Source organism: Streptomyces sp. NPDC052036 (assembly GCF_040680495.1).
Classification (GTDB): Bacteria; Actinomycetota; Actinomycetes; order Streptomycetales; family Streptomycetaceae; genus Streptomyces.
Window position 1 is genome coordinate 5,968 of record NZ_JBFAWW010000047.1, and the last position, 20,739, is coordinate 26,706.

At 71.9% G+C, this 20,739-nt stretch carries 12 protein-coding genes; 1 reads left to right on the plus strand and 11 read right to left on the minus strand.

The window, feature by feature from the left end; genetic code table 11:
• From AB0L95_RS36875 to eccCa, 9 genes are all read right to left on the minus strand, one after another.
• Nucleotides 1-1,390: hypothetical protein (locus AB0L95_RS36875; protein ID WP_365169977.1), on the minus strand; the 1,390-nt coding region annotated here is incomplete at its 3' end.
• 258 nt (nt 1,391-1,648) lie between these two features.
• A complete protein-coding gene (locus AB0L95_RS36880) occupies nt 1,649-2,206 on the minus strand; it encodes a hypothetical protein (RefSeq protein WP_365169980.1) in 558 nt (185 codons plus the stop codon).
• 35 nt (nt 2,207-2,241) lie between these two features.
• Nucleotides 2,242-2,532 (minus strand): WXG100 family type VII secretion target, encoded by a 291-nt coding sequence (locus AB0L95_RS36885; RefSeq protein ID WP_365169982.1) that lies wholly within the window; start codon nt 2,530-2,532, stop codon nt 2,242-2,244.
• 80 nt (nt 2,533-2,612) lie between these two features.
• A complete protein-coding gene (locus AB0L95_RS36890; RefSeq protein ID WP_365169985.1) occupies nt 2,613-2,945 on the minus strand; it encodes a WXG100 family type VII secretion target in 333 nt (110 codons plus the stop codon).
• Nucleotides 2,946-2,995: 50 nt separating this feature from the next.
• A complete protein-coding gene (locus tag AB0L95_RS36895; protein WP_365169988.1) occupies nt 2,996-6,406 on the minus strand; it encodes a right-handed parallel beta-helix repeat-containing protein in 3,411 nt (1,136 codons plus the stop codon).
• Between the two features lie 2 nt (nt 6,407-6,408).
• The gene (locus AB0L95_RS36900; protein WP_365169991.1) at nt 6,409-9,420 is read right to left on the minus strand and encodes a hypothetical protein; all 3,012 of its coding nucleotides are present in this window, start codon (nt 9,418-9,420) and stop codon (nt 6,409-6,411) included.
• A gap of 2 nt (nt 9,421-9,422) precedes the next feature.
• Complete coding sequence (gene eccB / locus AB0L95_RS36905) at nt 9,423-10,754, minus strand: type VII secretion protein EccB (RefSeq protein ID WP_365169994.1); 1,332 nt, start codon at nt 10,752-10,754, stop codon at nt 9,423-9,425.
• Nucleotides 10,755-10,764: 10 nt separating this feature from the next.
• On the minus strand, nt 10,765-12,171 hold the full coding sequence (eccD, locus tag AB0L95_RS36910; protein ID WP_365169997.1) for a type VII secretion integral membrane protein EccD: 1,407 nt from the start codon (nt 12,169-12,171) through the stop codon (nt 10,765-10,767).
• A 55-nt stretch (nt 12,172-12,226) separates the two neighbouring features.
• On the minus strand, nt 12,227-16,189 hold the full coding sequence (gene eccCa / locus AB0L95_RS36915) for a type VII secretion protein EccCa (protein ID WP_365170000.1): 3,963 nt from the start codon (nt 16,187-16,189) through the stop codon (nt 12,227-12,229).
• Nucleotides 16,190-16,719: 530 nt separating this feature from the next.
• Here eccCa and AB0L95_RS36920 point away from each other — a divergent pair.
• Nucleotides 16,720-17,361, plus strand: a complete 642-nt coding sequence (locus AB0L95_RS36920) for a response regulator transcription factor (protein WP_365170003.1) — start codon at nt 16,720-16,722, stop codon at nt 17,359-17,361.
• Between the two features lie 430 nt (nt 17,362-17,791).
• On the opposite strand, the gene AB0L95_RS36925 is transcribed toward AB0L95_RS36920, so the two are convergent.
• Nucleotides 17,792-17,932, minus strand: coding sequence for a transposase (locus AB0L95_RS36925; protein WP_365170006.1), 141 nt, complete (start codon nt 17,930-17,932; stop codon nt 17,792-17,794).
• A gap of 250 nt (nt 17,933-18,182) precedes the next feature.
• The gene (locus tag AB0L95_RS36930) at nt 18,183-20,618 is read right to left on the minus strand and encodes a GDSL-type esterase/lipase family protein (protein WP_365170009.1); all 2,436 of its coding nucleotides are present in this window, start codon (nt 20,616-20,618) and stop codon (nt 18,183-18,185) included.
• Nucleotides 20,619-20,739 lie beyond the last annotated feature (121 nt).

Consider the following 20,739-nt stretch of genomic DNA (forward strand, 5'->3'; position numbering starts at 1 on the left):
CCTGCGACTGCCCCGGCACATTCTGCGACTCAGGCTGCGACGACGGCACACCCTGCGCCATATGCACCGGATGCTGAGGCGTCACCTGCGACTGCCCCGGCACATTCTGCGACTCAGGCTGCGACGACGGCACACCCTCCGAGAAATGCACCGGATGCTGAGGCGTCACCTGCGACTGCGCCGGCATGTTCTGCGACTGAGGGGTCAGCTCCACGGGCAGACTGCCGTTCGGTATGGCGTCGCGGTAGGGGCCGTATCCGTAGGACTGGTTGCCTGCGGGCCGGTAGTCAGCAGGCACGTAGCCGGGTGCGGTGTCCACTCCCTGCTCGCCGCCGTAACCGTTCTCAATGTTGTAGCCGTTCGGCGCGTACGTGTACCCACCCTGACCGCCGGAACCGCCCCCAACGTTGTAACCGTTCGGCGCGTACGTGTACCCACCCTGACCGCCGGAACCAACCCCAAGGTTCGGCTTCGCGTACGTGTACCCACCCTGACCGCCGGAACCAACCCCAACGTTGTAACCGTTCGGCGCGTAGGTGGACTGCCCCTGGCCGTATCCGTAGGGGTACCCCCCCGGGCCCGGGCCTTGGCTCTGGCCCTGGCCTTGGCTCTGGCCCTGGCCTTGGCCCTGGCCCTGGCCCTGGCCCTGGCCCTGACCCTGACCCTGACCCTGGTCGGCCGGATCGCTGGAGCCGGGAGCGTTGTTCGGGTTGTTGGGTGAGTGCGGCTGCGCGATGGAGTCCTTGTTGAGTTCGTAATGACTCGCCAGGGCGATGAGCACCTGTCGCATGTCGTCACTCATCATCTTGACGATCTGCTGGCTCCCCGAGACGCGGACCTGGCCGTTGTCCATCACGAGGTCCGGATCGACCTCGGCGGCCTGACGGGCGTACCACATGTCGATGTCGTTGACCTTGGCTATGGCCTCGCGCAGGTGCTGCGCGTTGTTCGCCAGTTGCTGGGGGACATTCTCGTCGCCGGTGACACCGCCCGACAGCACGTCGGCCATCGCCAGGGTCTGCTTGGCCACGCCGGCCATCGCGCTGTTGAGCGCCTGAGCGGCCGGTCCCTGCCACGGGCCGTTCTCACCGGTCAGCGCGTTCGTCTGGTCGATGATCGACTGCGCGACCTCCTGCAGCACCTGCTCCGTGTAGTACAGGGTGTTCGCGGCGTCCTGGAGGGATTGCGGGTTGGAGTACTGCTGCGCGCGCTGGGTGTGGGCGGCGGTGTCGGTGTAGGCGGCGCCACCGCGGATGGCGGTCATGATCCGCCGCCAGTCCCACTGGCTGTAGTCGCCCGTGGTGTCGCCTTGACCGGTCGCCCACGTGCCTTCCGAATCGGTGATGAAACCGTCGGAGTTGTCGTCAAGATAATTGTTGGAGTCAGCCATGCCGTCCGCGCTCCCGTTCGCCCTACACTGATAAGGCGCACCGCCCAGCTCACGGACGCCGCACCGCCTACACCGTCAAGTCCGGACCCCCGGCCCGGTGGCCGGGAGATCCGACGTCTCCGTACCCCATGCTGTCAACCGCGGACAACGCGGCAGAGCTGTCGGCCCGGTGACACGTCACCGGGCCGACAGCACACCTAGGTTGCCCGCCACGCGTGTCGGGGCGGACACACGCGGCTCCGTCGCGGCGTCCCGCGGTCAGAGCTGGTCCCGCTGGAGAGTCTGCAGCTCGCCCTCCGCCTGGTTGATCAGGTTGGTCAGGTCACTGCCTGCTTTTGCGTTGATGTCCTCGATGGTCGAGTACTTGGTGGCCAGGTTCCGAATATTCTCGGCCGTCTGCTTCAGCACGACCCGCAGGTCGTGCAGCGCCTGGTAGTAGTTCCCTCGCAGTCCCCCGCCGCTGCCACCGGAGTCGCTCGTGCTGTCACCGGTGCCGCCGGCCGGCCGGTCGCCCGTGACCGCCCTCTTGAGGTCTTCGGCCTCCTTGAAGGATCCGGCGGCAAGGTCCTTGATCCCCTGGATGCGGGTCCTGGCGTCCCCCAGCATGTCCGCCAGCGTATCCAGGTTGTCGGCGAACTTCTTGAGCGACGAGGTGTCGACCGAGGTCTTGCCGTTGCCCTGCTTCTGGGACACGGGAACGGCGGGTACCGGCGGCAGTGAGGACTTGTCGATGTGACCGGTGCTGCCGTCGGTGTAGGTACCGCCGTTGTACGGCTGCGGCTCGGGCTTCTTCACCGCATCAGTGCCAGATCCCATTCCGAGCGTCTGCGCTCGTTCCCCTGACACGACGGTCACTGCTCCCAGAGGCCGACACCGTACTTCTCGCCGCTCTGGTAGTAGCTGTCGATGCTGCCGAGCGACTGGGTGGCGGCGGCCGCCTGCTGCTGCATCCGCTGGGCGGCGGCGTCCCAGACCGCCTTGGCCGCGTTGTAGGCGTCGCGCGCGTCGCTCGTCCACTCGGCGAGGTTCTGCTTGGCGGCGTCGTCGAGGTTGCTCAGCGTCTGCTGGATCTGCTTGGTGATGCCGTCCATCTCACCGGCGACGAACTCCATCTGCCCGTGCACGACGGAATACGTGGTCATAGTGTCTTCCTTACGGTCGCGATCGCGTGAACGTTGACGATGTGGTCACCGGTCTGCCGGCGACCCGCACTCCGGTCCGGTCAGAAACCGGGAAGGCCCGCGGCCATGGCCTGCCGCAGGGCAGAGGCCTCGTCGCTGGCCTGGGAGTGGACGGACTGGTAGCTGTGGGTGTTGGCCGCCAGCTTGTCGGTGATCCCCTGCAGCGCCTTCTGGACCGCGCTGCAGTTCTCCAGCCACGAGCTGAGCGCGCCGAGGAAGGCGGCGGAGGAGTCGCCGGTCCAGCTGCCCTGAAGCGTCAGGTACTGGTCGTCCATGTTGCTGTACACGGTGGAGGTCTCGGCGAGCGCCTGCTCGAAGTGCGGCTGCGCCGCGAGCATTCCAGAGACATCAACGTTCGTCTGCCCGGTGGCCATGACGGATTCCTCTCGGTGATGCAGCGATCTCACTCGCTGTCAATTGCCACTCAATGGTTGCGCGCTGCCGCACTCGTGAGATAGGGCGCGCGCTGTTCGTTGCCTTCCGATACAAGGGCTTGTGCCTGCGTGTCCGGTGCCGGGGTGGACGCAGTAGCTCCGGGTCCGGTCCGGGGGGGCCGTAGGCGCAGGTCCGGCGATGTCACCCGCTCCGCCATGCGGTCCGCGAACCGGTGGACTCCCCAGGCCCCGTTGGCGGGTGGCTGGACCGACAGCCGTTCGGCGAGGATCGCGCGGGACTCTTCCTGGACACGGTAGCCGCGCCCGATGAGCCGACGGCACACCAGGTCGGCCAGCTCCTCGGCGGTGTAGCCGGGGAAGCGCAGGTACTCCGCGAAGCATCGGGCCACGTCGTTGCGCTCCCGCAACACTCCGCTGAGGTCCTGATGTGCGCCACGCAGGACGAGGCTGGTGTTGGGGACGCGCGGGGCGCCGGCGGCCAGCGCCTGCCACACCGCGCCACGCTCGTGGTCGGGCCGCGCGGAGAACGCCGCGTCGAGTTCGAGCTCCAGTAGGCCGCCCTCGGCCTCCCTGAACAGCATCGCCATGTATGCCGGGGCCTCCTGGGCCCAGCGGGCGGGGATCTGCGAGAGCGCGGCACGGTACACCGCGCCGTTGGGCAGGACCCCGGTCTCGGCCAGGCATTTGGCGTACAGCGCGGCCACGGCGCGCCGGCCGCTGCCCTGTTCGCCGGCCAGCACGACGTTGACCCCCGGCACCGGCGCCCCGCCGTCCCGGGTGGACGCGACCAGTTCGTTGACGCGTTTCAGCAGCGCGGTCCGCACCTCGCCCAGGCCGCACAGCCCCGCCAGGCGGCGCATCGCGGGGGGCGGCTCGTTCGGCGGCTGCGGTGTGCCGCGCAGGGGGGCGGCCGTCCGCCGCCCGCGCTCGTCCGCCGCGTGCTCGTCCCCGGCGCGCTCGGCCTGCTTGCCGGCCCTGCTGCCCTTGTCGGTCCTCTCCCCCTCGGGGATGGGGCCGATGTCGCCGGCCTCCAGGCGGTTGAGCGCGGCCGTGTCCTGCGGCGGGTCGGCGGCGAAGCGGGAGGCCTGGTTGCTGATCATGGTCTCGAAGACGGACCGCGCGACGCGGCCGTTGCCGAACGTCGGTCCCTTCGGGATGGTGTCGAAGTAGCGGGTGAGGGCCTCGAGGGCCGAGTCGTCCAGCTCGTAGTAGTGCTTGCTGCACAGGCCCTGCACGATGGTGACTAGTTCGGAGACCTCGTAGTTGGGGAACTCCACCGTGCGGGAGAACCGAGAGGCCATGCCCGGGTTGGACTCCAGGAACTGGCCCATCTGCTCGGAGTATCCGGCGACGATGACCACGATCTCGTCGCGGTGGTCCTCCATGAGCTTCATCAGCGTCTCGACGGCCTCCTGCCCGAAGTCGGGGCCGCTGCCCTTCGACTGGTTGGTCAGGGTGTACGCCTCGTCGATGAACAGCACGCCGCCGATGGCCTTGTTGAACACCTCGGTGGTCTTGATGGCGGTGCCGCCGATGATCTGGGCGACTAGCCCGGATCTGGACACCTCGACGATGTGGCCCTGGCTGAGGATGCCGAGTTCGGCCAGGACGGCGCCGTAGAGCCGGGCCACGGTGGTCTTGCCGGTGCCGGGCGGCCCGGCGAAGACCAGGTGGCGGCTCATCGGCGGCATGGGCAGACCCAGCTCCTCACGCCGCTGGGCCATCTTGTTGAGGTTGATCAGCCCGGTGACCTCGCGCTTGACGCTCTCCAGGCCGACGAGCGCGTCGAGTTCGGCCAGCGGACCGTTGCCTCCCGAGGGCCGCTGCTCCCCGCCGGACGGGGAGGCTGACGTGCGGCCGCGGGCGGCGGGGCGCGGCTTGGCGGCGGCCGGCGCCGCGAGCTGCTCACCCTCGCCGTCACGCAGTCGGTTGACCGCGGTTCCCCCGTTGTTGACGACGTCGCTGCGCTGGACGGTGACCGGCTCCTCGGAGTTGGAGCGGACGCCGTCCCCCGCGTTGTCGACGACGGTGCAGTCGCTGATGTCAGCGCGTCCCGACGCCTGCACGTTGACACCGTGTCCCGCGGCCTCGTGCACCCGGCAGCCGTTCGCGGTAAGACTGCCGCCGCCGAGCACCCGCACCCCGTCGCCCCCGGCGCCGACCAGTTCGGTGTCGCGCAGCGCCACCTCGCCGTCGGTGCCGATGAGCAGGCCGGCGTCGGCCACGGTGGAGGACTCGATCTCGGCACGGGCGCCGCCGGAGACGGTGACGCCCCAGTCCCCGGTGCTGCGCAGCCGCACACCCTCGAAGCGGGCGGTGGCACCCTCGGTGAGTTCCACACCGGTGGCGCGGCCTGCGTCGATCTCGCACTGCCGCAGTTCGACCCGGGAGGAGCCGGCGACCCGCAGGCCCGCCGAGCCGTCGCCGACCTCCAACTCCTCGAAGGTTGCGGTGGCCCCGCCGCTGATCTGCGCCGCGTTCCGCGACGCGCCCTTGACCCGCAGCCGTTTGAAGGTGGCCTGGCTGGCGTCCTCGACGAGGACCGCGAGCGGCGTGCCGTGGATCTCGCACTGCTCCAGGCGGGGGCTGGAGCCTCCGGTCACCTGAAAACCGCTGCTGGCCGCGGAGGCCAGGGTGCAGTCCCGCAGGACGGGGGCCGCTCCCCCGCTCACGTGCACGGACTGGCCGCGCGAGCCGCTGAGGGTGCAGTCGGTGAGCGTGGTCAGTCCGGTGCTCGTCAGGTATGCGTCCAGGCTGGCGGAGCCGGTGACGGTGACGCGCAGCAGTTCCGCCCTGGCCTGCTGCTCCACGACGACGGCGGGCTTCTCGCTGCCGTTGACCGTGGTCGACTCGACGGTGACGCTGCCTTGGCCGTTGACGCATACGCCGTTGCCGCGCACCCGTTCCAGCGTGCAGCCGCGCACCGTCAGGCGCCCGCTCTCGGCGACGACGACGGCGGAGGACCCCAGGTCGCTGACGGTGACGCGCTCCACGGTGTTGTCGGTCGAGGCGGTCACGACGATGCCGGCGCCGCCGGGATTGGTCACCTGGCAGTCGCGGGCGGCCAGTTGGCCGGACTGCCAGGCGATCATCCCGGCCCACGCCGTGTCGCCCTGGACGGTGCAGCGTTCCAGCGCCGCCTGGCCGCGCCGGACGTCCAGGACGGCCGCGTTGGCGTCGGAGCCGCACAGGGTGAGGCCGGTCAGCTGCACCGCTTCGGCGTCGACGACGACCGCGCTGCCCGTCGGCGACTGGAGCCGTACGCTGCCGGGCTCGCCGTCGGCGGACAGGGTGACGGTCCGGGTGAGGGTGAGCGCCTCGCTGTAGGTGCCGGGGCCGATGGCGATCAGTGCGCCGTCGCCGGCGGCGGCCAGCGCCTGGGTGACGGTGCGGTAGGCACCGGGCTGGCTGGTGGAGACCCGCAGGACCTGCCGGTTCACGGCTACGCCCCTTTCTGTGGCAAGGTGCCTGCCCGTGCGGCGGGCTGCCGTGGCCCGCCTGAGATGTCGGGCCTGGTTTGCAGGAGCCCGGGAGCGCTGCGGAAGGACTCCGCGTACTCCTCGGGAAGTGGCTCGCCCCCCTTGCCGTCGGGGTCCTCCTCAGCCTTCTTCCAGAAGGCGTGGACCTGTTCGAGTCCGGCGGCGGCGATCTCGTCCAGTGGCACGCGCTTGCCGCTCACCTGGCCGTTCTCGTCGACCTCGGCGGCCGACAGCTCGCGCAGCAGGATGGCCGGGCGGTCGCCGTCCAGCACCCGCAGCACCTTGAAGCGGGTGCCGGGCGCGAACAGCACGCGGTCGGGGACCTCCGCGGCCACCAGCGCGGTGCGCCGGGCGGTGAGGGACCAGACGAGGATGTCGGTGTCGCCCCGCAGGCCGCGCCGGACCGTGGTCAGCGCGGCGAGGAACGAGTGCTCGGCCACCACCGCGCCCTCGCGGTACCAGGCGCGCTCCTCGGCGCTGAGCGTCGCGCGCAGCATCGTCGCGCCCCGGTGGGAGGGCAGCCGACGCAGGCCGCTGGCGGCGCACCGGGCCAGCGGGACGTGCGGGCCGGGCGCGGCGGAGCGCACCGCGGCGTCGATCGCCGCGGTGGCACCGGACAGGTACAGGCGGACGGCTGCCAGGTCGGCGAGCGCGTCGCCCGCGGAGCTGCGCGGACCGCCGTGCAGGCCGGGCGACTCCGACAGCACCCGCGAGACGAAGGCCGCCGCGGTGTCGTAGCCCTCCCCCAGGCTGCGGCGCAGCCAGTCGCGTTCGCGCTCGACCCCCTTGGCCGGCAGCGTCACGTCGGCGGCGGGCCCCGGCGCGGGCTGGGCCCGCACGGCGCCGCCGAGCCCGGGGGCACCCGCCGGGGTGGGGGCCGCGGGCACCTCGGGGCCCGGAGGCGTCTCTGGGGCCGGGGCGGGGGGCACCGCCGGTTCGGCGGCGGACGGCGGCCCTGGCTGTGCTCCACCGGCCGGCCGCGGTGCGGGCCACACCGGTCCGGGGGTGGGCGACGACTCCAGGCGGATGCGCGGGGCACCGGGCGGTGCCGCGGTCGGCGGTTCGACGCGCCCCGCCGGGGCCGGCGGCGCCGCGTCGGAGGACGGCGGTGCGGCGGGCACGGGAGGCTGTGCCGCCCCCGGCGGGGTCACCGGGACGGCCGGCTGCACCGGCACAGGGGCGGGCGGCACGGCCGGCTGCACCGGTGCAGGAGCAGGCGGCACAGGCGGCTGCACCGGTGCAGGAGCAGGCGGCACAGGCGGCTGCACCGGTGCAGGGGCGGGCGGCACGGGACGCTGCTCGGCCGCCGCACGGGCCGTGGCCGCCGGTGGGGCCGCCGGCAGCTCGGGGCCTGCCACCGGCGTGGCCGTCGGAGGCAGGGACGGCTGGTGCGCAGGCCCCGGGAACTGTGGCTGGGAGTCGAGGGGCACGGCGGGCGGCTGTTGCCGTGGGGCGCCGTACTCCGGCCCGGCACCGGGTTCCGGTCGCGGTGGGATCGGCTGGTCGGTCCAGGTGCCGCTGTCCCCGGCGGCGGGCGGCAGAGCCAGCCGTCCGGCCGCCGGGTCGTGCGCGACCCAGCCGTCCGCCGTCCCGGGCGCGGCGACCGGTCCGCGCCGGGTCGCGTCCAGCGGCGCGCCGTTCGCCAGGGACGCGGTGGCGCCGTCGGGGAGGCGGCCTGCCTCGCTGGAGGGCATGATGCGGCTGTGCCGGCTGAAGGAGGGGTCGAGGCCGCGCAGGAGTTCGTAGGAGATGGACCGCATCCGGTCGGCGGCCATCGGGTCGGTCTCGTCGTAGAGGATGGCCGGGTAGGGCGCGTGGGCCGGCGCGCCGCGCACCACATGGCTGTCGTGCGGTTCGACGGGCGGGCGCACCCACAGGCCGCTCTGCACGACCTCCAGCAGCACGTCGGGCGCGTACTGGAAGACGCCGGGCGCGACGGCCGGGATGGCCCCCACGGGGACCCGGGCGTCCAGCGCGACCGGTGCCAGGGCGTGGCCGCCGGTCTGCGCACGCGGCACGAAGCCGAACGCGTCCGTGTAGGGGCGCCATCCGCGGGTGCCGTCGCGCAGGAGGGTGCTGACCTCGGGCGTGCCGCCGTCGCCGGCGACCGGGAGGCCGGCGTAGACGCTGACGTGCGCTCCGAGCAGGTCGGCGAGGGCCTGGCCGAGCGGTGCGCCGTCGGGGACCGCGACCGGGCCGTAGGGGATGAACCGCACCAACGGCCGTGCGCTGGGCGGCAGCGAGTTCCAGAAGGCGGCGATCTCCTCCATCGGCAGGGCCGACGTGCCCGGGCTGCCGAGCGCGATGCCGAGCAGGTCGGGGTGGGCGGCCAGCAGGTCCACCAGCCGCTGCCGGTGAACGGCGGTGTCCGCTTCCTCCCAGCTGCCGCGCAACCACACCCCGCCGGGCAGCGGCTCGGCCAGGCCGCCCGGGCCGAGCGAGAGGGGCCGGTCGGGGACCGAGTACTCCCACTGCGGCTTGGGGAAGCGGCGCGAGTCCGGCATGGACGGCTTGTTGGGCCGGTAGCGCAGCCATCCGGTGCCGTGGTGGGCGGGGACGAACAGCGCGCCGCCCGCCGCGGGCAGCACGGCGCCGTCGGGGGCCAGCACACTGCGTTCCAGCCGGTCGGCGAGCCACTGCGCGGCGCGATTGACGTCCTCGCGGGTGCCGCGGCCGGGGACGAGCCGGAAGCTGCGGCCCTGCCGGTCCAGCGCCCGCGCCACGGTCTCCCAGACCACGTCCTCGGGACGGGAGGGCAGGTCGAGGACGACCAGCGTGTTCTGCGGGTCGGCGGCCAGCCGCTGGGTGAAGGTGAGCGCGCGGCTGTCGACGAACCCGCGCGGGTGCACCAGCAGCGCGTTGCCGACGCTGCGGGACTCCAGCGCGGGGCCGCGCGGATGCAGGGCGGCGCGTGCGAGCCGGGACGGCCAGGGGTCGCCGGGGCCCGCGAGGCGTTCACGTGGGGTGCGAGCCATGGTCAGTTCGCTCCCGAAACAGGTGCGACGGCCTGCGCGCGGGTCAGCCGCACGCCGGACGGTATCCGGGCGAGCAGGTCGGCCGGCAGGATCCGCGGCGTCACACCGCCGTAGCCGAGCGCTTCGGCGGCCTGGCCGTCGAGTTGGTGCTTCACGCCCTGGTCGGTGATCAGGTAGGAGTCGGGGGTGGTGCCGCCGGCCGAGTCCTTCGGCGGCGCCGCGAGGACCGCGTCGCCCGGCGGCACGATGACCGAGGCGCCGGCGGTCGCCGCGCCGCCGGTCTCGCGCACGACCGTGGTGGTGCGGCCGTCGGCGGAGTACAGCAGGCACAGTGCGGCGCCGCCGTCGGCGGTGGCGTCCTTGCCGTCGAGCAGGTCGGGGATTCGGTGCATGAGCGTGGTGTCGCTGGACGTCCGCACCGCGGCGATGTCCGCGGCGCTGACCTGCACCGGCCCGTGGCCGCCGGGTGCGGCGGCGATCAGCGCCGCCTCGGTGGCGGTCAGCGGGGCGAGGCCGTCCGCCTTGAGGACGTAGTAGTGGCTCGTGCCGCGGATGACGGTGCGGAACACCTGTCCGATCACCGCCGGGTTGCCGGCCACGGCGGTGCCCTTGGAGCCGGTGCCGGGGATGACGGGCGGGGCGATGGAGGGGCCGCTGGGCAGCTCGGCCAGCCAGTCGGCGGTGGCCTTGACGGGCTGCTCGGTGTCCAGGCCCAGCGCGACGAGGACGGAGCGGGAGCCGACGGCGTACTTCGTGCCGTTCCACAGCACGTAACGCGTGGTTCCCGAGCCGGCCACGAGCACCGCGGCGTCGCCCGGTATCCGGTGGACGCCGGACGGGTCGAAGTCCAGCGCCTCGTCGACCGCGGTCCCACGGCGCACGCAGTCCGCCCACCCGCCGGTCAGCAGCGCGGTCGGCGGGGCCACGTCGTCGGGCGCGCCGGGGATGCCGACCGGCACGCCGCGGGGCACGCCGGCCAGCGACGCGCGTGAGACCTGCTGGAGGTGCACACCGCTGCCGACCGCCAGCAGCGCGGAGGCGTAGTTGGCGGTCGGGTGCAGCTGCCTGCTCAGGTACAGGTACCGGGTGCCGGTCTCCTTCTCGACGACCAGGGCGCCGTTGTGCGCCCAGGCGGTGTTCTGCACGGGTCTGAGCAGGCCGTAGACGGTGGCGGCGACCACGAGCAGCACGGTGATGACGACGCCGAAGGTGGCGCCGAGCCCGGACCGGCGCATCGGCGCCTCACCGGATCCGGGGTCACCGGAGACTAGGGAGGAGGCGAGTCGGCCGGTGGCGAACTGGTAGGCCTGCAAATGGTCGCGGCGGCTTTGCACTGCTTCCCCCTCAGCTGACCGACGCGCGGAAGTACGCGTAGGCGTGGAGCAGTTGCAGCAGCAGCGGCAGCAGGGCCAGCGCGGTCAGCAACTCCAGGATGTCGGCGACGTGCCCCCAGACCGGCAGCAGCCGGGCCGTGGGCAGCCGCCAGGCGCCGACCAGCAGCAGTCCGGCGGCAACCAGCAGGCCGAGCAGCAGGACGCACTGCCCGGCCGCGGAGAAGTGCCCGCCCCAGGTCAACACCACGCTGAGCAGGCCGACGGTGCCGGCCACCGCGGCCGGCACCCGCTGCCAGGTCGCGCTGAGGCTCTTGGTGCGCATCAGCACCGCACCGGACAGGACCAGCGGGAACAGCCAGTTGATCCAGCCGGCGGTCCCGGCCAGCAGGATGAACGCGGCCACGCACTGCAGCGCGCCGGCGATGCTGATGGCGGTCAGGATGTTGTCGGCGCTGATGGCACGCTGGTTGACCTGCCGCTCCGGATGGGGGTCGGTGTCCTCCTGGAGCTCCTGCGCGTTGCGCGGCAGTTGGGGCACCCGGATGCGGGCCAGGCGCAACGAGGTGCGCGGCGCGAGGTGGCCCAGCAGGAAGAAGACGACGGCGACCGCGCTGGTACTGAGCGTGGCGCTCCAGCCGAACGTGGCGGACAGGCCGCCGGTCACGACGGTCAGCGCGGCGACGAGCAGCACCGTGCCGGTCACCGCGGACCGCAGCCTCGGCAGGGGCAGCAGGATGGCCGCCAGCGCGGCCGCCCAGCCCCCGCCGGCCATCAGGTCGACCGGCTGCGGCGAGGCGAAGGCTTGCGTGCCGTGCAGCACGGTCAGCCCGGACAGGCCGGCGAACACGCAGGCGCCGACGCCGGTGATCAACGTGGCCTCACGGTCCACGGGTTGGCGCTGGTCCAGCAGCAGGCCCGCGACGAGGGCGACGGCGGTGACCCCGTACAGCACGGATTCCAGCCGTCCCGTCCCGATCCCGCCGATCGCCACGGCGAGGACGCCGAGGACCACGCAGGCCAGGAAGAGGAACAGCCGCCGGGTCAGATCGGGGCGCCAACGGTTGGAGCGGGAGGCGATGACCTGGGAGACGCCGTCGGCGATGTCGTCGAACTCCAGCTCCGGCATCGGCTGGTCGATCGGGCGCAGGTAGAGCAGGTCGCCGTGGAGCAGTCCCGCGCTCTGCGGCGTGGCGTCGAGGTCCAACGGGGGCTCGCCCAGCCGCTGGAGCGTCCACACCCCGGCCGACCGGTTGGGGTCGGCGGGGACGTGGCGCAGCAGGACGGGCAGGAGAGCCGAGACGGTGGTGGTGACCGGCACGGCCAGGTCGGCGCGCCCGGCCGGTCCCGCGATGGTCAGTCGGCACACCTCGGTGCTGACCGCGCCGAGGGTACGGGGGTCGGGTATGGCGGTGGTCATGGTACTCCTGGGAACGGGGAGGTACGGCGGCGCCGTGGGCGGGGCCGGTACGCGGTCAGGGGCCGGCGTGTCCCACCTGGACCAGCCGTACACCGCGCCGGGTGACGAGCTGGGCGCGGCCGGGGGGAAGGGTGCGGGGCCTGGCCTCGCCGATGAACTTCCCTTCCTCCTTGGGGTAGGAGTGCAGGAGTGCCGGGCTGCCCAGTTCCCAGATCCGACGCAGGACCGGGTCCATCATGGCGCGGGTGGCACCGGAGGTGGAGCGGGAGATCACCATGTGCAGGCCGATGTTGGCCGAGTGGGCGAGCATCGGGGCCAGCGCGCCCAGCGGCGACCCGGCGCCCGGGCCGCCGCCGTACAGGTCGTAGTCGTCGACGACGAGGAACAGCCGGGGGCCCGTCCACCAGTCGCGGCCGGCCAGGCGCTCCGGGCTGATCTCAGGCCCGGGCACCCGCTTGCCGACCGAGACCGCGGCGTTGCCGGCGAGTGTGGTGAGGGCGTCGCCGTCCACGGCGAACCCGACACGGTACTCCTCCGGGACGGCGCCGAGCAGGTCGCGGCGGGTGTCGGCGAGCAGGATACGCGCCTCCTCCGGCCGGTAGCGGCGCAGGATCGCGTCGATGGCCAGGCGCAGCGAGTTGGTCTTGCCGGTCTCGCTGTCGCCGAAGACCATCAGGTGCGGGGTGACCCGGAAGTCGTGCCAGACGGGGGCGAGGCGCTGCTCGTCCCAGCCGAGGCAGACCCGCAGGTCGCCCTCGGGGGCCGGGAGCTTGTCCAACGGCAGCTTGGCGGGCAGCAGGCGCACCCCCGGGGCCGGCTTCCCGGCCCAGAACGTGTCGATCTCGGCCACCGCGGACTTGGTGGCCGCGGTGAGGTCCGCGGTGTCCGAGGAACTGTCCAGCCGGGGCAGGGCGCACAGGAAGTGGAACTTGGACTTGGTCAGGCCGCGACCGGGCTGGTTGGGGACGCTGGCGGCCAGCTTGGAGCCGATCTCGGACTCCATGTTGTCGCCGAGCCGCAGTTCGAACTTGGTGCCGAACAGGTCGCGGGCCCGCGGCCGGATCTCCGACCAGCGCACCGCGGAAACGACCACGTGCAGTCCGAACGACAGGCCGCGAGCCGCCAGGTCGATGATCCGCGGTTCGAGGTCCTCGAAGTCCTGCTTGAGCGTGGACCAGTTGTCGATGACCAGGAAGACGTCGCCGTAGGGGTCGTCGATCTCGCCGCGGTCACGCTGCTGCCGGTAGGCCGTCATCGACTCCAGGCCCAGGTCGGTGAAGCGCTGCTCGCGGACCTCCAGCAGCTGGGTCAACTCCTCGATGGTGCGCTGGACCCGGTCGCGCTCCATACGGGTGGCGATCGAGCCGACGTGCGGCAGGCCGGCCGTGGACTGCAGACCGCCGCCGCCGAAGTCGAGGCAGTAGAACTGCGCCTCCTGCGGGGTGTGGGTAAGCGCGAGCGCGAGCATCAGGGTGCGCAGCATCGTGGACTTGCCAGTCTGCGGGCCGCCGGCCAGCGCGAGGTGCCCGTCGGCACCGGACAGGTCGGCCACCAGCAGTTCCCGCAGTTGCTCGAAGGGCCGGTCGACCATGCCGAGCGGAACCCGCAGGCCCCCGAGGGCCGGGTAGTCGCTCGCGCTCATGCCACGTACCGGGTCCGGGACAATGCCGGGCAGCAGTTGGTCGAGGCTGGGCGAGAAGTCCAGCGGCGGCAGCCACACCTGGCGGGCCGGCGGGCCGGCGCCCTCCAGGCGTTCGATCAGGACGTCGAGCAGACTCTCCTGGTCCTCCGAGGCGGGCTCCGGCTGCGGCTCGGGCCGCGCGGTCAGCTCCTCGGCCTCCGCCAGGACGCCGGGGGCCGCCGGCAGCCGCTGCTCCATGCCGAAGGCGACGACGCCCTCGGCACCGGCCGCCGGCTCCGCCGGCCGGGCGGCGCCGACCGGCACCGGGCAGGGGCCGGAGACGTAGGCGGCCTTGAACCGGGCGAGGTTGGTGGTATCGACCTTGAGGTAGCCGTTGCCGGGCGCGGAGGGCAGCTCGTAGGCGCTGCCGACGCCGATGACGCTGCGCGACTCCATCGAGGAGAAGGTCCGCAGGGCGATCCGGTACGACAGGTGGCCCTCGACGCGATGGATGCGCCCTTCGTCCAGCCGCTGGGACGCCAGGAGCAGATGGACGCCCAGCGATCGGCCCAGCCGCCCGATGGAGACGAACAGGTCGACGAACTCCGGCTTGTTGGCGAGCAGTTCGGAGAACTCGTCGACGACGACCACCAGTGAGGGCAGCGGGGTGAGCGCCGCGCCGCCCAGGCGTGCCTTCTCGTACTCGTACAGCGAGGAGTAGCCGCTCTCGCGCAGCAGTTCCTGACGGCGGATCATCTCGCCGTTGAGCGAGTCCCGCATCCGGTCGACCAGGTGGAGCTCGTCGGCGAGGTTGGTGATGACAGCCGACGTGTGCGGCAGCCGGTCCATGTTGAGGAACGTGGCGCCGCCCTTGAAGTCGACCAGGACGAAGTTGAGCACGTCCGAGGAGTGCGTCACGGCCAGGCCGATGACCAGGGTGCGCACCAGCTCACTCTTGCCCGAGCCGGTCGCGCCGATCAGCAGTCCGTGCGGGCCCATTCCGGCCTGGGCGGACTCCTTCAGGTCCAGTTCCAGCACCTCGTTGTCCTCGGTGATGCCGATGGGCACCCGCAGCCGGGTGTGCTGGGGGAGGCGGGTGCGCCACAGGGCCGCCACGTCGAAGGAACGGGGGTCGCGCACGCCCAGCAGGGTGACGATGTCGAAGTCGCTCTCCAGCGGCTGCTCGACGAGCTCGATGCCGCCGCCGGTCCGCATCGGGGCGAGGACGCGGGCGAGCGCGTCAGCGGACGACGGGGACAGCGAGTCGGCCCGGGCGGTGACAGTGGTCTCGCCGGCCGGGTACTCCACCTCGCCGTCGCGCACGGTCAGCCGCAGTACTCGCGGACCGCCGGTCATCGCGCCTGTGGCGTCCAGCAGGACGACGTTGCGCAGGCCGGCGCCGAGCAGCCGGGAGGTCTCGGGGATGTGCACCCGGTAGGCGACCACCACCACGAACGGCTCCCCGATCCGCGGCGGCGCGTCGGCCTCGTGGTCCGGGCGGTCGGTCAGCTCGGCGCCCAGCAGGTCCAGCAGCGCCTCGTAGTCGTCGGCCACCAGACGCAGCGGCCCCGCCGCGTCCTCCTCGTGCGGGTGGGCGTTGTGCGGCAGCCACTTGAGCCAGTCCCACTCGGCGCGGCCGACCGCGTCGGTCAGCAGGGCGATCCGCAGCTCGTCGGGCGAGTGCAGCACCACCAGCTGGCCGATCATCGCGCGCAGCATGCCCAGCGCCGCGGCGCCCTCGCCCGCGAACTCCACGCTGGCGAACCGCCGCAGAGGCACCGGAACCGGCACGTTGCCGATGGACTGGTACGCCTTGGTGAAGCGCCGCAGCGAGACGGCCGACAAGGGTTCGAGATCCTCGACCGGCTTGGTCTCCGGCGGGATCAGCTCCAGGTTCGCACGGCGGGCGCCCAGCCCGATGCGCACCTCCGCGAAGTCCTCGTGCCCGGCCCGGCGCTCCCACAGCCGGGGCCCGGCAGCGATCGACCACAGGTCCCGCGGACTCGGGTTGTCCCAGGTCACCGCCACACGCTGCTCGGCCGCCGCCTGCCGGACCTCGCGGCGCAACTGGGCCAGGTAGCGCAGGTAGTCACGGCGTTCGGCGCGCATCTTGCGCTTGCGGTCGGCACCACGCCTGCCGAGCTGGCCGAGCCCCATGCTCATCATGGCCACGCCCATCATCCCGGACATCATGTACGTGGACGACGAGCCGGAGCCCATGGTGAACATCATGACCATGGAGCCGACGCCCAGCGCCATGGGCAGGTACACCATCGCCGAGCTGAAGTCCGCGGTAGCGGGTTCGCCGAGGACCGGGGGCTCCGCCAGCTCGATCCGGCCCTCGGGCGCCTCAGGCCCCGGTTCACGAGGGGAGCGCTTGACGACCACAGTGCTCATCGGACGGTCTCCTGCGGACTTGTGGTGATTCAGAGCGCACCGGCGGTACCGGCGGATCACGCGTGGCCGGGGGCCGCGGAGCGCCGCAGCGGGGGCTGCCCGTCCACCCTAGGAACGAGCCGTCCGGCGGGGGGCCCGCCGTGCGCACCCCTGTCCGTGCGGACAGCCGATTCTGCCTGCCAGTTCACCTCCGCTCCTCCAGGCCCGCCTCCTCGTCCGGCTCCACCGCTTCGCCCAGGACCGCGACCGCGGCCCCAATCTCGACCGCGCCCAGGCGGCGTCCGGCGCGTCACGCGGTACGACAGGCGGACGGGCGCCGGCGTTCCGCGGCGGGCGAAGAGGCACCGGTCGGCCGGGAGGCACCGGCATCGCACCCTCAAACGCCCTGGTCACGCCCCGGCGGGGGCCCGCACGCCGCTCGCGCCAGGTTTCCCTGTTCTTAACCCTCAGGGAGCCCACGCCAGCCGAAGAACCGTTCACCCGTGTGAGGATCCCCGGAGATCAAAAGCAGTATCCCCACGGGAGGACAGATGCCCTCACAGACAATCGCGGACACCATACGCGTCGCCGTGCACGCACCCGACGCCATCACTCGGGCAGGCCTCCTCAGCTGCCTGCAGCAGGCCAACCGTCTCCGCGAGATCCCCCTCAAGAAAAGCAACGAAGCCGACACCATCGTCGTCGCCGTCGACACCGTCGACGCCACCACCCTCGACCTCCTCCCCACCCTCAACGACAAACCCGACGCGCGCTTCGTCATGATCACCGGACGCGAATGGCGCGCCGACATCTCCGCCGCCATCGACCGCGGGGTACGCGCCGTCATATGGCGCGACAACTTCACACCCGCCGCCTTCATCCGCACCCTCCACACCATCGCCGACGGCGGCGGGAGCTTTCCCCCCACCCTCCAGGGCACCCTCATGCAGCAGGTCCAGTGGGCCCATCGCGAAATCCTCGCCCCCCGCGGCCTCACCGCGTCCGGCGTCACCCCCCGCGAAGTCGACGTCCTCCGCCTCGTCGCCGACGGCAAGGAACTTTCCGAAATCGCCACCAAGCTCTCCTATTCCGAACGCACCGTCAAATACGTGCTGTACGGCCTCATGAAGCGGCTCCACCTGCGCAACCGGGCGCACGCCGTCTCCTACGCCATCCGCGCCGGCCTCATCTGACGTCCCGGCCCCGGACACCCCGGCCCCGAGCCCCCCGTTCCCCCAGATCCACGCACCGCCGGACCGGAACACCGCCAGGGCTCCACCGTCCCCGAGCACCGGGCGGACCGACGCGTCCGCCCTCGAGCAGCCCCCCGGCCCCCGCACGTCAGATGCCTCCCGGCATCCGCCCGTTCGCGTCGTGCCCGCTTTCCGGTCGACGGGAGAAGCACGTCGATCCGGGCCGCGCCGGGAATGTCGCCGCGAAAGCGGATTCTCCGCCGGGCGCCGCCCGCACCGCCCACCGATTCCCGGTACTCATCGAACGCGACGTCCACCGCAAACAGGTCGGCGTCTACCTTTGATCTTGGCCAGTGCTCCGGCGTTTACGCCGGGGTTGAAGGCCATCTCAGAATTGCTCTGACCCGCAGTGGGCACAGGTCAGCACTGTTTACCTCAGCCCACGGGGCGCTTCTGGTTCTCGATGTACTGGCGTACGACGGTCAGCGGGTGCCCCGCCGCAGCTCCCGGCGAAGTAGGAGTCGGACCAGAAGTGGCCGCCCCACAGGTACCGGCGGACATCGGGACCCACACCGCTCTCAGTGGAGGCCTCATCGGCCGGGGTCCCGAAGGGCGTCGTAGTCCCGGACTCGAACAGTGCGGCGCGGGAGGTCCCCGCTGCTGGGGCTGTTGACAAGGATCAGGGCCTCCCGGCGCGCTCGTCGGTCTCGACGACCCCGAGCCGCGCAGGAGGCCCTGTCCTCAGGCACACCGCGGCCGAAGATCACCCGCTCGGGACGCGACACCCGAACTCACGCTTCGGCGGGCGACTTCGGTCGCGGTCAGGGCACCACCGTTCCCTCCGCGATGTGCGGCATCCCCTCGCCCGACGCGTTCCAGCTGCATATGTACACCTGGTAGTGGTGGCCGGGGGTCAGGCCGGTGATGCGGCGCAGCGGGCTCACCGTCGGGGCGTAACCGTAGACCTTGGCGAAGACGAGCGGGGTGTCCGTGTCGTAGACGTAGACGGCGTAGCGGGTGAGGGAGGCGTCGTGGACCGGGGTCCAGCTGACGTCGATCTCCCCCGGCCCCGCGGCGTGGGCGGTCACCTCGTCCGGCGGCTTGGGCGTGGTCGGGTGGGCGATGCCCGAAACCGGCTGGGACCAGGGCGATTTCAGATCGTCGGCGTCGCCCGCGACCTCGCGCACCCGGACCTCGTAGCGGTGGCCGTCGACCGGTTGGAAGCTGAACTGCCAGGGCAGGTCCCATCGGTTGAACTGGGCCGACGGGACGGCGTCCTCCCAGGGCTTCTCCGCGCCGTCGACCACCTCCCGCCACTCCACGTCGTAGCTGTGCGCGCCGACCACCTTGTCCCAGGTCACGGTGACGCCCTGCTGGCTGCCGTCGAACACCAGGTTGGTGGGTGTGGTCACCTGCCGGTCGGGGACGCTCGCCGGGGCCTCGGGCGCCGCCGTGCCGATGCCGAACGCGTCGTGCAGGGCGGTGCCGAAAGCGGACGCGATGCGGTACTCGCCCAACGGATTGGGGTGAAGCCCGTCATAGGCGGTGGCACAGGTCTTGGAGGACGAGTCGCAGCCCATCGCCTTGTCGATGTCGGCGATCACGACCGGTGAGTCGGGGGTGGACCAGCCGGGTGCAGCCTGGGCGAGGGCGGCGTCGTAGTCCCTTGTGCGCTGCGGGAGTTGCGGGTTGGCGTCGCCGAGTGTGGTGCGCTGCGGGACGTTGGCCAGCACGATCTTCACATGCGGGTTGGCGTTGCGGGCGTTGTCCACGAACTTCTTCATGGTGTCGACCAGGCCGGCGCCGGCGCCCTGCCAGCCGATGTCGTTGAAGCCGAGCTCGACCAGGAGCACATCGGGCAGATGCCCCTGGGCGCCCTGGGCGGCCATGACCAGCTCGATGGTGCCCACGTCCTGCCCCAGGGTGCGGCCCCACATCGCGTAGTGGCCCGAATCGCCCCGGACGAAGCCCGGGGCGTCGCTCTGCGCGTAGGCGCCGGTGAACTGCGACGGGTCGGGCTGCGCCGGTGGCGGGTCAGGGGGGTTCTCCACCAGCGGCGGCGGCTCCGGCGGGTGCGCCGCGTTCTGCTTCTCGGTCCCGGTCAGCGGTCCGACGAAACGGGCCTGCCAGTTCTGGTCCTGGGCCCACTCCCACAGCCGGTACCGCCAAGTGCTGTCGCCCTCGTACCCGTTGCTGATCGAGTCGCCGACGACCATCACGTTGCACGTCTTGTCGTCCGTCGTGCCGCACTGCTCTGCGGAGGTGGAGACGTCCGTCGTCCTGAGTCCCGTCTCGAAGTTGCAGACGTCGTTGTACGGCTCCGGCCGTCCCGGCGAGTAGCCGCCCTGGTAGTTGTAGATCTGGATGAGGTACGGCCGTCTGTCATCGTGGTGCAGGAACCATGCGATGAGCCTGTCGGAATGGTTCACGTGGTAACTGGGGTTCGCGGGACCGCTGTCATCGGGTTCGATCGAATACTGGTACCCATAGGCGTGGGGATCCACCTTGGAGTCCCGCTTCCCGAACCAGGGCTCCCCTCCGATGTACGCCCACTGGTACAGATAACTCCAGCTGTCCTGCCCCTGCTGGTCGTAGTGCCGCCACTTGAAGCCTTCGTCGAGGTCCTGCTCGTCGTACGGGACGCAGGCCAGCGCGGCTGTGTTGTGCAGGTGCACCTGGCCCTTGCAGGTACTGCCCCACCACCACGCGTTCCAGAGCAGCTTCTCGTGGCCGAGGTCGCCCGCGTCGATCTCCCAGATGCACTTGACCTTGCCGCGGTTCTCCAGCTCGGGCAGCTCGCGGGTCTCCCAGGTGTTGCCCGAGCGGACGCACTTGCCCTTGATCACCCACGCCTGGTCGGAGGTCTGCCGGGCGTATTCGGCCGAGGCGAACCGCCAGATGTCCTTGGCCTTGTTGTCCGGGGTGTCGAACGGCGGCATCTTGAGACCCGCGTCGGCGAGGCGCGTCTCCAGCGTCTTCTGGCCGCGCTGCTTCGCGTACTTCTCAGTGATCGGCTTGACGCTGTCGGCCTCGCTCTGGCAGGAGCCGATCCGCCCGGTCCAGAACAGGTTGCTGCCCGGCGCGCTCACCAGCGCGGCCCGCACCTGGTCCTGCGTGGGGATGTCGTCTGCGCTCGCGTGGGGGGCCAGCGCGGTCTGCCCGAGAGCGAGCAGGGCGCCGACCAGTACAAGTGTCAGCCATCTTCGCCATTCGAGCCTCGGGCGGCTGCCCCGCCGCCCGGGATGCACAGTCAGCACCCGGAGCACCCCGCTCCCGGCCGGCTGGGCAAGAACGCACGCCGAAGCGCCGTCGTCCGTAAGGGACGTGTGGCCCGGCCCGACGCGCGTAAGAACGCGTCCGAGGTCATGAATGCAGTCA